Annotated in this window: 14 protein-coding genes; 3 read left to right on the forward strand and 11 right to left on the reverse strand. The window is 70.6% G+C overall.

Annotation, left to right across the window (positions count from 1 at the left end; translation table 11 throughout):
- Position 1: 1 nt before the first annotated feature.
- Genes ACV530_RS22445 through ACV530_RS22455 form a run of 3 tightly spaced genes read right to left on the reverse strand, consistent with a single transcriptional unit; the run spans position 2 to position 3,668 of the window.
- Positions 2–2,143: a xanthine dehydrogenase family protein molybdopterin-binding subunit gene (locus ACV530_RS22445; RefSeq protein WP_494334389.1), complete on the reverse strand. Its 2,142-nt coding sequence runs from the start codon at positions 2,141–2,143 to the stop codon at positions 2–4.
- Complete coding sequence (locus tag ACV530_RS22450) at positions 2,140–3,132, reverse strand: FAD binding domain-containing protein (RefSeq protein WP_494334390.1); 993 nt, start codon at positions 3,130–3,132, stop codon at positions 2,140–2,142. Before ACV530_RS22450 ends, ACV530_RS22445 begins: the two co-directional genes overlap by 4 nt.
- Positions 3,129–3,668: a (2Fe-2S)-binding protein gene (locus ACV530_RS22455; protein ID WP_494334391.1), complete on the reverse strand. Its 540-nt coding sequence runs from the start codon at positions 3,666–3,668 to the stop codon at positions 3,129–3,131. Before ACV530_RS22455 ends, ACV530_RS22450 begins: the two co-directional genes overlap by 4 nt.
- A 157-nt stretch (positions 3,669–3,825) precedes the next feature.
- Between ACV530_RS22455 and ACV530_RS22460 the strand changes: the two genes are divergently transcribed.
- Positions 3,826–4,443, forward strand: coding sequence for a TetR/AcrR family transcriptional regulator (locus ACV530_RS22460; protein ID WP_494334392.1), 618 nt, complete (start codon positions 3,826–3,828; stop codon positions 4,441–4,443).
- A 117-nt stretch (positions 4,444–4,560) separates the two neighbouring features.
- Positions 4,561–5,079 (forward strand): secondary thiamine-phosphate synthase enzyme YjbQ, encoded by a 519-nt coding sequence (locus ACV530_RS22465; protein WP_494334393.1) that lies wholly within the window; start codon positions 4,561–4,563, stop codon positions 5,077–5,079.
- Positions 5,080–5,091: 12 nt separating this feature from the next.
- On the opposite strand, the gene ACV530_RS22470 is transcribed toward ACV530_RS22465, so the two are convergent.
- The 8 genes from ACV530_RS22470 to ACV530_RS22505 form a co-directional block, all read right to left on the reverse strand.
- Positions 5,092–6,276: an acyl-CoA dehydrogenase family protein gene (locus ACV530_RS22470; protein WP_494334394.1), complete on the reverse strand. Its 1,185-nt coding sequence runs from the start codon at positions 6,274–6,276 to the stop codon at positions 5,092–5,094.
- A 42-nt stretch (positions 6,277–6,318) separates the two neighbouring features.
- The gene (locus ACV530_RS22475) at positions 6,319–7,248 is read right to left on the reverse strand and encodes a 3-hydroxyacyl-CoA dehydrogenase NAD-binding domain-containing protein (RefSeq protein WP_494334395.1); all 930 of its coding nucleotides are present in this window, start codon (positions 7,246–7,248) and stop codon (positions 6,319–6,321) included.
- Complete coding sequence (locus tag ACV530_RS22480) at positions 7,245–8,000, reverse strand: acetoacetate decarboxylase (protein WP_494334396.1); 756 nt, start codon at positions 7,998–8,000, stop codon at positions 7,245–7,247. The genes ACV530_RS22475 and ACV530_RS22480 overlap by 4 nt, the downstream gene beginning before the upstream one ends.
- Positions 7,997–8,761, reverse strand: coding sequence for a crotonase/enoyl-CoA hydratase family protein (locus tag ACV530_RS22485; protein WP_494334397.1), 765 nt, complete (start codon positions 8,759–8,761; stop codon positions 7,997–7,999). Before ACV530_RS22485 ends, ACV530_RS22480 begins: the two co-directional genes overlap by 4 nt.
- Positions 8,758–9,951, reverse strand: coding sequence for a CaiB/BaiF CoA transferase family protein (locus ACV530_RS22490; protein ID WP_494334398.1), 1,194 nt, complete (start codon positions 9,949–9,951; stop codon positions 8,758–8,760). Before ACV530_RS22490 ends, ACV530_RS22485 begins: the two co-directional genes overlap by 4 nt.
- 149 nt (positions 9,952–10,100) lie before the next feature.
- The gene (locus tag ACV530_RS22495) at positions 10,101–10,997 is read right to left on the reverse strand and encodes a LysR family transcriptional regulator (RefSeq protein ID WP_494334399.1); all 897 of its coding nucleotides are present in this window, start codon (positions 10,995–10,997) and stop codon (positions 10,101–10,103) included.
- Between the two features lie 22 nt (positions 10,998–11,019).
- Positions 11,020–12,159, reverse strand: coding sequence for an ABC transporter substrate-binding protein (locus ACV530_RS22500; protein WP_494334400.1), 1,140 nt, complete (start codon positions 12,157–12,159; stop codon positions 11,020–11,022).
- A 106-nt stretch (positions 12,160–12,265) separates the two neighbouring features.
- Positions 12,266–12,469 (reverse strand): cold-shock protein, encoded by a 204-nt coding sequence (locus ACV530_RS22505; RefSeq protein WP_494334401.1) that lies wholly within the window; start codon positions 12,467–12,469, stop codon positions 12,266–12,268.
- A 144-nt stretch (positions 12,470–12,613) separates the two neighbouring features.
- Here ACV530_RS22505 and ACV530_RS22510 point away from each other — a divergent pair, with 144 nt between their 5' ends.
- Positions 12,614–14,005: a pyridoxal phosphate-dependent aminotransferase gene (locus ACV530_RS22510; protein ID WP_494334402.1), complete on the forward strand. Its 1,392-nt coding sequence runs from the start codon at positions 12,614–12,616 to the stop codon at positions 14,003–14,005.
- The last annotated feature ends 18 nt before the right edge of the window (positions 14,006–14,023 follow it).

Consider the following 14,023-nt stretch of genomic DNA (forward strand, 5'->3'; position numbering starts at 1 on the left):
CCTACTCCGGCATCAAGACGCGGTCGGGGCGGATCGGGAGGTCGCGGTGGCGTACGCCGGTCGCGTGCCAGACGGCGTTGGCGACCGCCGCCGCGGATCCCACGACGCCGATCTCGCCAATGCCCTTGATCCCGACCGGGTCGTCGGGGTCCGGGTCGTCCAGCCAGTCCGCCTCGACGGCGGGTACGTCCGCGTGGGCCGCGAAGTGGTAGCCCGCGAGGTCGGCGTTGACCAGGCCGCCCGAGGCGGCGTCGCGGACGCCCTCCTCGTGCAGGGCCATGGACAGGCCCCAGATCATGCCGCCGGTCAACTGGCCGCGGGCGGTCAGCGGGTTGATGATCCGGCCCGCGGCGAAGATGCCGAGCATGCGCCGTACGCGGATCTCGCCCGTGCCCACATCGACGGCCACCTCGGCGAACTGGGCGCCGTACGCGTGCCGTTCGGCCGCGGCGAGGGCGCCCACCGCCTGCTCCGTGTCGGAGCGCACGGTGAGGCCGTCCGGCGGCACGGCGGCGCCGAGGGCGAGGCGCTCGCGCAGTTCGCGGGCCGCGAGCGTGACCGCCCAGCCCCAGGACCGGGTGCCCATGGAGCCTCCGGCCAGCCACGCGTTGCCGAAGTCGCTGTCGGCGATGAGCACGCTCACACGCTCGAGCTCCACGTCCAGCGCTTCCGCGGCCAGTTGGGTCAGGGCGGTACGTGCCCCCGTCCCGATGTCCGCCGCGGTGATGCGCACGGTGAAGGTGCCGCCCGCGTTCGCGGTCACGGCGGCGGTCACCGGGAAGACGCCGGTGAAGAAGGAGGCTGCCGCCGTTCCGGTGCCGACGAGCCAGCGCCCGTCGCGGCGCACGCCGGGCCGCGGATCGCGCTCGGCCCACCCGAAGCGGCGGGCCCCTTCGGCGAAGCAGTCGAGCAGGCGGTGCCCGGCGAAGGGGAGCCCGGAGACGGGGCCGACGTCGGGTTCGTTGCGGGCGCGCAGGGCGATCGGGTCCAGGCCGCAGCGCTCGGCGAGTTCGTCGAGCGCGCACTCCATGGCGAACGATCCGGGCGCCTCGCCCGGCGCGCGCATGTAGGTCGGGGTGGGCACGTCGAGAGGGACCACGTTGTTGACGGTGCGGTGGCCGTTCGCGTCGTACATGGTGCGCCCGTACGCGGCGCTCGGTTCGATGAACTCGCGGATCGTGGAGGTGGCGCTGAGCGCCGTGTGCTCCAGGGCCCGCAGCCGGCCGTCGGTGCCGGCGCCCAGCCGGACGTGCTGGGCGGTGCGGCTGCGGTGGCCGATGAGCGAGAACGTCTGGGGCCGGGTGAGCGCGACGCGGACGGGCCGCCCGAGCAGGGTCGTCGCCATGACGGCGAGGATGAGGTGCGGGCGGGCCTGGGCCTTGCTGCCGAAGCCGCCGCCGACGTGCTCGGAGCGCAGGTGCACCGAGGCGGGGTCGAGGCCGAAGAGCTGGGCGAGGTCCTGCGCCGTCGCGTACGCGCCCTGGGTGGTGTCGACGACCTCGAGCCGCCCGTCGCCCCAGTACGCCATGGCCGCGTGCGGCTCCATCGGGCTGTGGTACTGCTCCGGGGTGCTGTAGTGGGCGTCCAGCACCACGTCGGAGGCGGCGAGTTCGGCCTCCACGTCGCCCTTGTCCGTGCGCGCCGGCCCCATGGCCGTCGCCTCGGGCGTGTACGCGCCGGGGTGCCCGGGGCGGAAGTCCACGTCGTGCGGTTCGGCGTCGTACGTGACGACGAGCGCCTCCGCGGCCTCCCTGGCCTGCTCGAGGGTCTCGGCCACGACGAAGGCGACCGGCCAGCCCGTGTGCGGCACGCGGTCGTGCTGGAGGACCTGTGTGGTGGCGTCGGGCCCGAAGGTGCCGACGAAGTCCTCCTTCAGGCGCGGCGCGTTGCCGTGGTGCAGGACCGCGAGCACGCCGGGCATCTTCAGGACGGGGGCGTCGTCCACGGAGCGGACGCGTCCGCGGGCCACGGTGGACACCACGACCCAGCCGTGGGCGAGGTCGGCGGCCGGGAAGTCGGCCGCGTAGCGGGCCGCGCCGGTGACCTTGTCGCGGCCTTCCAGGCGGACGAGCGACGTGCCGACGGATCCGGTGGTTGCCGTGGTCGTTGCCGTGGTCGTTGCCGTGGTCGTTGCCGTGGTCATCGGGCGGCCTCCTCGGCGAGTTCGGTCAGGACACCGACGACCAGCTCGCGCATCAGCGGCAGCTTGTGGCCGTTGTGCTCCAGGGGCCGGGCGGCGGCCAGTTCGGCGTCGGCGGCGGCCGCGAAGGCCGCGGCGTCGGCCGGGCCCCCGGTCAGGGCGCGCTCGGCCTGCCGGGCCCGCCACGGCCGGGAGGCGACCGCGCCGAAGGCGAGGCGTACCTCGTGCACGGTGCCGTCGCGGACCTCGAGGGTGGCGGCGAGCGAGCCGATCGCGAAGGCGTACGACGCGCGCTCGCGCACCTTGCGGTAGCGGGAGGCGGCGGCGACCGGTACCGGCGGCAGGACGACGCCGGTGATCAGCGCGCCGGGCGGCAGCGCGGTCTCCAGCTCGGGAGTGCTGCCCACGGGCCGGTAGAACCCGTCGAGCGGCAACTCGCCGGGCCCGTCCGCGGTTTCGTACGTGACGACCGCGTCGAAGGCGGCCAGGGCCACCGCCATGTCGGAGGGGTGCACGGCCACGCAGTGCGGGGAGGCGCCGAGGACGGCGTGGTTGCGGTGCTCGCCCGTGAGCGCGGCGCAGCCGCTGCCCGGGACGCGCTTGTTGCAGGGTGCGGCCGCATCGGTGAAGTAGCCGCACCGGGTGCGCTGGAGCAGGTTCCCGCCGACGGTGGCCATGTTGCGCAGCTGCCCCGAGGCACCGGCGAGGACGGCCTGCGCCAACGCCGGGTACTGACGGCGTACTTGCGAGTGTGCGGCCAGGTCGCTGTTGGTGACCGTCGCGCCGATGCGCAGGCCTCCGCCGGCGGTGGGCTCGATGCGGTCGAGGGGCAGGTCGCGCAGGTCGACGAGAAGGGCGGGCCGCTCGATCCCGGTCTTCATCAGGTCGACGAGGTTGGTGCCGCCGCCGAGCGGGCGGGCTTCGGGTTCGGCCGCGAGCAGGGCGAGCGCGCCGGCCACGTCGGTGGCGCGCTCGTAGCGGAACTCCCTCACGCCGGCACCGCCTTGGACGCGGCCTGCGCGACGGCCCGTACGATCGCCGGGTACGCGGAGCAGCGGCACAGGTTGCCGCTCATCCGCTCCCGGATCTCGTCGTCGGTGAGGGCGGGCGGGCCCGCCTCGGGGCGTACGTCGGCGGTGACGGCGCTCGGCCAGCCGGCGGCGTGCTCCTCGAGGACCGCGAGGGCGGAGCAGATCTGCCCCGGGGTGCAGTAGCCGCACTGGTAGCCGTCGAGTTCGAGGAACGCCTGCTGTACCGGGTGCAGTTCCTCGCCGTCGGCGACGCCCTCGATGGTGGTGATCTCGCGCCCCTCGGCCGCGACCGCGAGCTGCAGGCAGGCCACGGCGCGGCGGCCGTCGAGCAGTACGGTACAGGCGCCGCACTGTCCTTGGTCGCAGCCCTTCTTGGTGCCGGTCAGGTCGAGGCGCTCGCGCAGCGCGTCGAGCAGGGTGGTGCGGTGGTCGGTGGTGAAGGTGTGCGGTTTTCCGTTGACGTGCAAGGTGATGACGCTGGACGTCGATGCGGTCATGAACGGCCCTTTTCGGCGTGAGGGGTTCGCACTGCGGCAGCGACTGCTACTAGAGTGAGCTGCAAGCGGACAGTTGTCCGGTCCCTGAAGTTAGCGGACTGCTGTCCGCTCAGCAAGAGTTGCCGGACCGGGACCGAACCGAGGGCGAGGGACGCAGGTGCAGACGAAGGTGCCGCAGCCGAACGACGAGCCCCTGCCCCGGCGTTCGGACGCCCGGCGCAACCGCGAGCGGATCCTGGAAGTCGCCCTGGCGGAGCTGACGCAGTCACCCGCGGTCGCGCTCAGCGCGATCGCGCGGAAGGCGGGTGTCGGCCAGGCGACCTTCTACCGGAACTTCCCTGACAGGAAGTCACTCATTCTCGAGGTCTACCGCTTCGAGGTTCAACAGGTTTTCGAGACGGCCCGTCACCTGCTCGCGACCCGGCCGCCCGAACAGGCCCTGCGGGAGTGGCTGGACCGCCTCGCCCAGTACGCGTCGGCCAAGGCGGGGCTGGCCGACGCGATGAGCGAGGCCACCCGGGCACCCGCTTCGCCGGCGCACTGGGGCCACGCCCCGATCACGGACGCCATCGGACTCCTTCTGGAAGCCAACGAGAAGGCCGGCACCATACGCTCCGGGGTGACCCCCGACGACTTCCTCCTCGCCATCGCCGGCCTGTGGCACATCGGCACGCACGACGACGCGCACGAGCGCGCCGGGCGCCTCTTCGACCTCGTCACGGACGGGCTGCGCGCCGGGGCTCCCGAGGTCCGCCCCGACACGGACGCACGGTGACCTCCGAGCGGCGTACGGGCCAAGTCCTTCGGCTGGAACTGCCGTTGGCGAGGCACGGCCGACAGGGGCATGGTGCGGTTGTCGGCCGGAAGAAACGCCGCCGTTCGTGGAGGTGCCATGACCACCGTCTCGCGTTCCGTCATCGACATCGTCTCCCGCCGGGTCATGCCGCCCGGCAGCCGCCTCGTGCTCGTGGCCCGGCTCCGGGTGACCACCAGCCGCCCCGAGGAGACCGTGGACCTGACCGGGCAGCTGCACCGGCTGGTGGCCGGGACCGGCGTCACGGAAGGGACCGCGCACCTGTACTGCGGGCACACCACCTGCGGTCTCCTCGTCAACGAGCCCGAAGGCGGCCTGGAGGACGACACCAGCCGGGCTCTCGAACGCCTCCTGCCGCACAGCGGCCACCACCCGTACTCCCACGACAAGCACCGCTCTCCCGAAGACCGGTTCCATCACGGCGAGCGGGACAACGGCCACTCCCACCTGCGCGCCATGATCGCCACCCACCCCGAACTGCACATCCCCATCACCGACAGCGCGCTCTGCCTGGGCCGGTGGCAGGCGGTTATGCTGGCCGAGCACGACGGTCCCCGCACCCGTGAACTGCTCGTCCGCGTCCACGACGACTTGTGAGCGCTCCGGGCGTCACACGAAGGCGCTGTGCCCGGTGATGGACTTGCCGACGATGAGGGTGTTCATCTCGCGGCTTCCCTCGAAGGAGTAGACGGCCTCGGCATCGGCGAAGAACTTGGCTATCTCGTAGTCGAGAACGATGCCGTTGCCGCCGAAGAGTTCGCGCGCCCAGGCAACGCATTCGCGCATCCGGGTGGTGGTGAACGCCTTGGCCAGGGCGGCCTGTTCGGCGCTGCCGCGGCCGGTGGCGACGAGCTGGCTGAGCCGGACGACCATGCCGAACATGGCGGTGATGTTGCCGAGCATCTTCACCAGCAGGTCCTGGATCAGCTGGAAGGAGCCGATGGGCCTGCCGAACTGTTCACGGGTGACGGCGTATTCGCGGGCGAGCTCGTAGGAGCGTACGGCCACTGCCAGCGCCTGCCAGGCCACCCCGCCCCGTGTGCGCGCCAGGACGGCGGCGGTGTCGCGGAAGCTGTTGACGCGCTGCAGGCGGTTGACCTCGGGGACCCGTACGTTCTCGAGGGTGATGTCGGCGTTCTGCACGGTCCGCAGCGCGATCTTGCCCTCGATCCTGGTGGCGGTGAAACCGGGGGTGCCCTTCTCCACCACGAAGCCCTTGACCTGGTCGTCGGCCGTATCGCGGGCCCAGACCACGACGAGGTCGGCGAAGGTGCCGTTGCCGATCCACCGCTTGGCGCCGTTGAGGACCCAGGTGTCGCCCTCGCGCCGGGCGGTGGTGCGCATGCCGCCCGCGACGTCGGAGCCGCCCTCGGGCTCGGTCAGGGCGAAGGCGCCGATCTTCTTCATCGCGGCCATGTCGGGCAGCCAGCGGTCACGCTGTTCCCGGCTGCCGCCGCCGTGGATGCTGCCCATCGCCAGTCCGGTGTGGACTCCGGAGAACACCGCCAACGACGGGTCGACACGGTTGAGTTCCAGGGTGAGGAAGCCGGAGAACAGTTCGCTGCGGCTGCGGCCGTCGCCGTATTCGGGGTAGGTGTATCCGGCCAGGTTCAGCTTGGCCATCTTCTCGATCACTTCGAAGGGGAATTCCGCCCGGTCCCAGGCGGCGTTGGCCAGTGGCTTGATCTCGCTTTCCAAGTAGTCGCGGATGGTGGCCAGTTCGGCCCGTTCGGCGTCGCTGAGCAGTTCGGCGAAGCCGAAGAAGTCGGGGGTGGGGTTGGCGGGCTTGGGCATGGTGGTGACTCCTTTGCTGCGTGAGGTTCAGTCGCGTGAGGTTCAGTCGCGTTCGGTGCGGCGCAACGCCGCGTCCAGCGCGAGCTGTTTGCGGTCGCGGAGCGTGGCGCGCTGCCGGTACGCCTCGGGTCCGCTCCCGTACGCGGCCTCGGTCTGGCCGACGAGCGTGGCGATGGCGTCGGCGTCCAGCTCGGGGTGGCCGAGGCGCTGCCAGCCCTCGGCGAGGCCGGGGCCCAGGTGCCGCATCATGTGCCGGATGCCGCCGGGGCCGCCGCCGAGGTGGAAGCTCTCGAAGGGGCCGACGGCGGCGTAACGGCCGCCCAGCGACGAGAGCATGAGTGTGTCGAGTTCCCCGGCGTCGACCACGCCGGCGAGGACGAGGTGGATCGCCTCCTGGAGCACCGCGCCCTGCAGCCGGTTGGCCGCGAACCCGGGGAGCTCCTTGTGCAGCCGTACCGGCGTCTTGCCCAGCGCCCGGTAGAAGGCGATGGCCGTCTCCACGGTCCGCTCCGCGGTGCGCTCGCCCGGCACGATCTCCACGAGCGGGACGATGTGCGGCGGGTTGAAGGGGTGCGCGACCAGCAGCCGCGCGGCGGCCTCGTCCGGCAGCCGCTCGGCGATCCGGGTGGCGACGATGCCGGAGCTGGAGGTGGCGAGCACCGCGTCGGCCGGGGCGTGGCGGGCGATGTCGGCGAAGAGCCGCTGCTTGAACTCGAGCTTCTCCGGCCCGTTCTCCTGCACGAGCCGTGCGTCCGCCACGGCCTCGGCCAGGTCGTGGGTGGTACGGATCCGGCGGCGCAACTCCCCCGCGTCGCTGCCGGGCAGCCCGGCGGCGAGCATCGGCAGCGCCTCGTCGACGACCGCGTCCAGATCCTCGCGCGGATCGGTGACGGTCACGTCGTTTCCGTACGCGGCGAACAGCGCGGCCCAGGCGAGGCCGATGGTGCCGGCACCGACGACAGCGGTGTTCATGATGCTTCCTCCTCGGTCAGGTAGTTGTGCACGGGAACGACCCGGTCCAGCGTGAGATCCGTGACGATGTGGCTCGCCGAGACGATCTCGCGCACCGGCAGATCCGCCAGCGGTGCGAGGACATGCGCGAAGAGCTGCAGCCGCGCCGGGCCGGTCCATGCCTCCTTGACCACGAGATCGGTGATCCGCGTGCGGACGAGCTCGCAGACCCGCGGGGTGCCGTCGTAGTCAGGAACGACCTTGAGCATGTACGTGGGCACGGCGATCTGCTCGCGGGCCGGTTCGGCGTCCAGCGGCTGGTGCTTGTAGCCCATCGTGGCGGTGGCCACGCGTACGCTCCCGTAATCCAGCGTCCCCACCAGCGCGGCGTGGTCGGTGTACAGGGCGGGCGTGCCCATCGCCTTCGGGTAGGCGCTCGCTTCGCGGCCCGCGGCGGTGGCGGCGAAGCTGTCCAGGTACATCGCGTGCAGGTATTCGCCGCGCTCGTCCCCGTACCGCACCGGGATCGCCTGCCCGGCCTCGACGTACGGGCCGTAGGCCGTGACGTCGCCCATCTTCATGACCTCGAACCGCACCAACGGCTCGCCGGGATCGAGCCGCAGCGGCTCGGGCACCACGGCCCGCAGCGCCTCGGGGTCGGTGCGGTAGACGATGCTGAGATACTCGCGGTCCGTGAAGCGGGCGGCGACAGGGGCGTACGCGGGCGCTGTGACGGGTGTGTTGAGGGTCCGCAGGACCTGGGCGCGGTTCATCGCCCGCTCCACCGCGGGGCGCGCTTCTCGGCGAAGGCGCGTACCCCTTCGGCGAAGTCGGCCGAGCGCAGCAGCGGGCCGATCTCGGCGGCCTGCGCGGCGAACGCCTCCGACTCCGGTGCGCCGTCGGCTCGTTGGACGGTTCTCTTCACCGCGGCCAGGGCCAGCGGCGCGTTGGCCGCGATCTCCTCGGCGAGCTCCAGGGCGGCCGGCAGTGCCCGGCCGTCGGGGACGACGCGGTTCACGACGCCGAGTTCGCGGACGCGTTCGGCGGTGACCGTACGGCCGGTCAGCAGCAGTTCCATCGCCAGGTGGTAGGGGATGCGCCTGGGGAGCCGTACGACCCCGCCCCCGCCGGCGATCAGCCCGCGCTTGACCTCGGGGAGGGCGAAGCGGGCGCCCTCGGCGGCGACCACCAGGTCGCAGGCCAGGGCGAGTTCGAAGCCGCCGCCCAGGGCGTGGCCCTCGACGGCCGCGATCAGCGGCTTGGCGGTACGGGCCTCGGTGAGCCCGGCGAAGCCCTTGCCGGGCACGGTCACCTGCTCGCCGCGGGCGGCGGCCTTGAGGTCCATGCCCGCGCAGAAGGTGCCGTTCGCGCCGGTGATGACGCCGACCCGCAGGCCGGGTTCGGACTCCAGCCGGTCGACGGCGGCGGCGATGCCTTCCGCCACCTCGGCGTTCACGGCATTGCGGGCCTGCGGCCGGTCGATCGTGACGACGAGGGCGCTGCCGGCGACCTGCGTGCGTACGGTGCTGTTCATCGCCGCACCTCATCACCGCGGGCGAGTTCGCCGAGCACCTCGTCGGTGTGCTGGCCGGGCAGCGGCGCGTGCCGGCGCACCGAGGCCGGGGTGGCGGAGAACGCCAGCGGTATGCCGACCACGCGGTAGGCGCCCTCGCTGGGATGTTCGGCGATGTCCAGCAGATGGCCTCCCTGGACGTACGGATCCTCGGCGGCCTCGTCGAGCCGCAGCACGGGACCGAAGGGAATGCTGTGCTTGGCGCACACCTCCGCCCATTGCGCGGTGGTCAGTTCGGGCGTGACGGTCTCCAGCAGCTCGGCCAGGTCCTCGCCGTCGCGCGCGGAGTCGATGAACTCGCCGTTGACGCGCGGGTCCTCGGCCAGGTCGGGGCGTCCGGCCGCGGCGAACAGGTCGCGGAAGTTCTGCGGGCTGTACGGGATGACCATCGCCAGGCCGTCCTTGGTCGGGCGGGCCCGGTGCCCCTTGTTCATGGACAGCGGGAAGCCGGTCGGGCCCATCGGCGGCTCGAAGATGCGGCCCTGCAGGTGCTCGACGAGGTTGAACGCCAGCATCGTGTCCACCATGGGTACTTCGACGTGCTGTCCGCGGCCGGTGGCGCGCTGGTGGACAAGGGCGGCCAGCGCCGCGTACACGATCGTCAGCGCGGCGACCTTGTCGCCGAAGATGCTCGGCAGCACGACGGGCGCCCCCACGTCGCCCGCGCGCTGCGCCAGGTCCAGCAGCCCGGAGGCGGCCTGCACCGTCTCGTCGTACGCGGCCAGCCGGGCCCGGTCGGAGTCCGGGCGGAAGCCCTGCGCGTGGACGTGGACGAGACGGGGGTTGGCGGCGGCGAGGCTGTCGTGGTCCATGCCCAGGCGGCGCAGGGCATCGATGCGCATGTTGGTGATCAGGATGTCGGCGGTGCCGATGAGTTCAAGGGCCTTGGCGTGCTCGCTCTCGTCCTTGAGGTTGAGCGTCACGCTGCGCTTGTTGCGGTTGACGTTGAGGTTCAGGGGCGTCATGCCGGGCGTACGGTGCAGCGCGCCGACCCGTACGGTGTCGTTCGGCGACTCGATCTTGATGACGTCGGCGCCGAGGTCGCCGAGGATCTGCGCGGCGTACGGGCCCATCACCACCGTGGCCATGTCGATGACGCGCACTCCGGCCAACGGGCCGTCACATACGCCTGTTTCTGCTGCGGATTCCATCACCACTCCCTCTTTCGGGGAATTCCCGGGGATTCCCGGGTCGCATGGAAAACGCTAGTCCGGCGCGATGACGGAACCCAAGCGATCAGTGACACCGATGCACGAACAATGGCGTGACCGCAGCGGTCACGCCATTGTTCGGCGAGTGTTCAGGGAGCGGAGAACACGGCCCCCGCCTCTCGCACCAGGCCGTGCAGGTCGCCGTCCGGCTCGGCCCGGTCCCGGCGCCAGACCAGCCCGGTCGCCAGGGAGGGCGAGAATTCCCGGAACGGCAGCACGACGCTCCCGTCCTCCCTTTCCCTGCGATCCCCCGCGCTGAGCAAGGTGATTGCGAATACCGAACCGTTCGCCACGATCTCGCGCACGCTCGCGTAATCCCCGATATTGAGATTGACCTCCTTGTGGATTCCCGCGGCTTTCAGGCGCACCTTGAGCTGGTCGAAATACGTGGGGAGCGAGCCGGGCGCGGAGGTCGCATAGGTGTAGTCGGTGAGTTCGCTCAACGACACCGAGTCCCGCCCGGCGAACGCGGCGGCCGGCAGCAGCGCGCCCAGTGGCTCGTGCAGCAGCTCCAGCACTTCGATTCCGTCGGCGTGCACGGGCAGGTGCACCAGTGCCATGGCCAGGTCGCCGCGCTGCACGGCGTTCAGGAGGTTCCCGCTGTTCCCGGGCCAGCGCTTGACGTCGTACTCCTCGGCGCAGCGCGCCTCGACCTGTGCGAGCCGCTCCCGCAGCCGCGGGTGCAGGGCCGGCACCACGCCCACGTACGCCGCCCGCCGCCCGGGCCCCAGGGCCCGGCGCAGCTGCCAGGGAATGTCGTCGAACCGGCCGAGGACGTCCTTCGCGATGGGCAGCAGCGCCGTGCCGGCGCGGGTCAGTGCCACGTGGTGGGAATCCCGGTCGAAGAGCCGCTGGTCGAGTTCTCGTTCCAGATCCCGTATCCGCTGGCTCAACGGCGAGGTGGCCATGTGCAGTTGGCGCGCGGCGCGGGAGAAGCTGAGGTTCTCGGCGACCGTCACGAAGTAGCGCAGATGAAAGATCTCCACTACCGAACCCTAATAGGGAGCCTCAGTGGCCCTGGGTCCCGTTCTGGTCGACGGGGTACAGGCCGAGCCTGCCCTCGGGGCCGGCCGGGTCGGTGCCCTTGACGTCGCCGACGTAGAGGCTGACGCGGGCCTTGTAGCGGTCGAGGGCGGCGCGGTCGCTCATGAACGTGCCGAGGCCGAGCGGGTTCATGTTGTCGTAGTCGAAGATGCCCTTGCGGCCGGCCGGGGCGGGGACGTCCGTACGGGCGCTCCAGCCGTAGGCGTTCTGCTGGTACTGCTTCGACAGGATCCAGCTCATGTACAGCTTGGCGGCGGCCTTGTGCGGGGCGTCCTTGAGGATGGCGCCGGTCTGCGGCCACGCGACCCAGGGCGACTTCTCGGGGATGCTCGTCTTCGACAGTCCGCCGGAGCTGCCCGAGCTGGCGAAGTTCGCCACGTAGCCGTCCTTGCCGACCTGGGCGGCGGCGTCGGCGGTGCCGCGGACGAACTTGGGGTTCTGGGCGCGCAGCTTCTTCAGGTAGTCGAAGCCGTACTTGTCGGTGAGCTGCTTGAAGTAGTAGAGGACGGCGTCGTCGTCGTTGGGGTAGGTGAAGACGAGCTTGTTCTTGTACTCGGGCTTGAGGAAGTCCTTGGCCTCGACGGGGGCGTTGCCGCCGAGCGTCGTCGCGGTGACGTTGGCGAAGCCGATGAAGTACAGGCCGGTGTAGTAGCCGTCCTTGTCCTTGATCTTGTCGTAGACCTTGTTCCAGCCGGCCGGCTTGTACTTCTCCAGGGCCCCTTCCTTCTTCCAGCGCGGGAAGTCGTCGAGGGTCTGGAGGTGGACGACGTCGGCCACGACCTTGTGCTCGGCTATCTGGTTGTCGAGGCGCGCGTCGTGGTTCTTGCTGAAGTCGACGACGGTGTCGACCTTCATCTTGGGGAACTGCTTGACGAACGCGTTCTTGAGGTAGTCGGCCTGGCCCGGCTTGTCGCCGCCGGCGTAGACGACCAGACGGCCGCCCTCGGCCACGGCCTGCTTGTACAGCTTCTGCATCTGCGCGTCCTCACTCGCGGTCTGCGACGCGGGGCGGGCGGAGGGGGCGGCGGCAGCGATGGTGGCACCGCTCGTGGCGAGCACGCCGACCGCGACGGCCACGGCCCATGCCTTGCGGGTGGACTTCACGGCAACTCCTTCTTGAAGTTTCAAGTAGTTCGTTGCCCACACCCTACGTTCTTGAATGTTCAATAGAAATAAGGTGGCGCAGGTCACACGGCAGTACCGCCAGGCGTCACGCCGCAGGGCGGACGTTCTTGGCCTGCGGCCCGGTGGGGCCCGACCCCACGTCGAACGCGACCCGCTGGTTCTCCTCCAGCCGCTGGGGATCCGCCTCGATCTCGCTGTAGTGCACCCAGATGTCGTCGCCTCCGTCATCCGGGGTGATCCAGCCGGATCCCTTCTCCGCGTCGAAGCTCTTGACCTTGCCAAGGGACATGTCTGCCTCCGGGTTTCAAGAGATGGGTGGCGCCGGGGACGGCGGCGAACCGATTCAGGAAGAACAGGTGGCTGCTTCCTCAGCGGATCCTTGCCCCCGGGCGAGCACGGCGAGGCGGCGCCACGGTGGCGTTCACCTATCCAGGTGAGCCCCGTTTCCGCCGGGGACACCGCGGATACCAGGGACAGGGGCACACACGGGAAGGACAACGCCATCGCCACGGATGACCGGACCGCCGCCGCCCTGTACGGCATCGCGGACCCCGAAGAACGCCTCGCCGCCCATGCGGCGTCCTTGACGACGCCGGTCGTGAATCTCGCCGTGGCGGAGAATGTCCTCCTCTACGAGTCCTTGAAGGCACACGTCTTCAGGGGCACGGAGATCGGCCCCGATGACATCCGCTACAAGAGGTCGTACGGAACGGACGAATTGCGCGGGCATGTGGCCCGTCTGCTCTCGACGACGATGTCGGCGAAAATCAAACCGCAGGACGTCTACGCCACCGCCGGAGTCTCCGGCGCCCTGGAGTGCCTGGCCTTCGCCCTCACAGAGCCCGGCGACGGGGTGCTGTTCCCCGCGCCGTCCTGGCAGGGATTCAAGTGGTGCTTCGGTCAACGGCCGGGGCTCGACTGCGTATTGGCCCCCTTGCGCACCGAAGGCGAGGACACCTTCAAACTGACGCTCCAGGGCCTCAAGGACGCGTACCGACGCGCCCCGCACACCACACTGCTCGTCCTGACGAACCCGAACAATCCCCTGGGCGTCAACTACGATCCGGCGTTGCTGGAGAGCATCTACACCTGGGCGCTGTCCGACACGAAGATGCACATCATCTCGGACGAGATGTACGCGCACAGCCAGATCGCCCGCGCGAAGCCCGTCTTCCGCAGTGCGCTCTCCCTCGAGAGCTGCCGCGGCCACGAGGAGCGCGTTCACGTCGTGTGGGGACTCGGCAAGGATTTCGGGCTCTCCGGTTTTCGTGTGGGCTTCGTCGTCTCCCGTTCGTCCGTGGTCCGTGAGGCAATGCACGGTGGCAGCGGGCGCAAGGAGATGTCGTGGTTCAGCCCGCTGGACTCGCTCAAGAACGTGGTCGTGGGGAGGCTGTTCCGCAAAGGGGAGGTGCCCGAAGGCCCTTGGTATCCGGACACGTTGATGCGCGAGATGTATCCGGATCGACTGACCGAGAGCTATGAACGGACGAAGAAGGCGCTGGTCGCGGCCCGTATTCCGTATTTCAATGGCAATGGGGAGAACGCAGCTCAGTTCTTCTTCCTCAACCTCCGGGCGTATCTCGACAAAGTCCCGTCCCCGGCCGATGGCGGCGCGGAATCGGCGGCGGTGTTCCCCGAGATCGACCCCCGGGAGGAGCGTTTGCGCGCGTACCTGGAGCGCGAGGCGCAGGTACAACTGCTGCCCGGGCAGACGCTGTTCTGCCCCGCGCCCGGATATTTCCGGCTGTGCTTCACCGCGTACGGCCACGACAAGGTCGTGCAGGCGGTCGGCCGGATCGGCACGGCACTCGACAAGCTCGGCTGACGACCATGGAGGTGCCCC

This window comes from Streptomyces sp. SX-6, from assembly GCF_059089585.1.

Excerpts from the sequence above, each read along its gene's own strand:
- ACV530_RS22445 (WP_494334389.1), bottom strand. The coding sequence starts at position 2,143 with ATGACCACGGCAACGACCACGGCAACGACCACGGCAACGACCACGGCA.
- ACV530_RS22455 (WP_494334391.1), bottom strand. The coding sequence starts at position 3,668 with ATGACCGCATCGACGTCCAGCGTCATCACCTTGCACGTCAACGGAAAA.
- ACV530_RS22465 (WP_494334393.1), top strand. The coding sequence starts at position 4,561 with ATGACCACCGTCTCGCGTTCCGTCATCGACATCGTCTCCCGCCGGGTC.
- ACV530_RS22470 (WP_494334394.1), bottom strand. The coding sequence starts at position 6,276 with ATGCCCAAGCCCGCCAACCCCACCCCCGACTTCTTCGGCTTCGCCGAA.
- ACV530_RS22475 (WP_494334395.1), bottom strand. The coding sequence starts at position 7,248 with ATGAACACCGCTGTCGTCGGTGCCGGCACCATCGGCCTCGCCTGGGCC.
- ACV530_RS22480 (WP_494334396.1), bottom strand. The coding sequence starts at position 8,000 with ATGAACCGCGCCCAGGTCCTGCGGACCCTCAACACACCCGTCACAGCG.
- ACV530_RS22485 (WP_494334397.1), bottom strand. The coding sequence starts at position 8,761 with ATGAACAGCACCGTACGCACGCAGGTCGCCGGCAGCGCCCTCGTCGTC.
- ACV530_RS22490 (WP_494334398.1), bottom strand. The coding sequence starts at position 9,951 with ATGGAATCCGCAGCAGAAACAGGCGTATGTGACGGCCCGTTGGCCGGA.
- ACV530_RS22505 (WP_494334401.1), bottom strand. The coding sequence starts at position 12,469 with ATGTCCCTTGGCAAGGTCAAGAGCTTCGACGCGGAGAAGGGATCCGGC.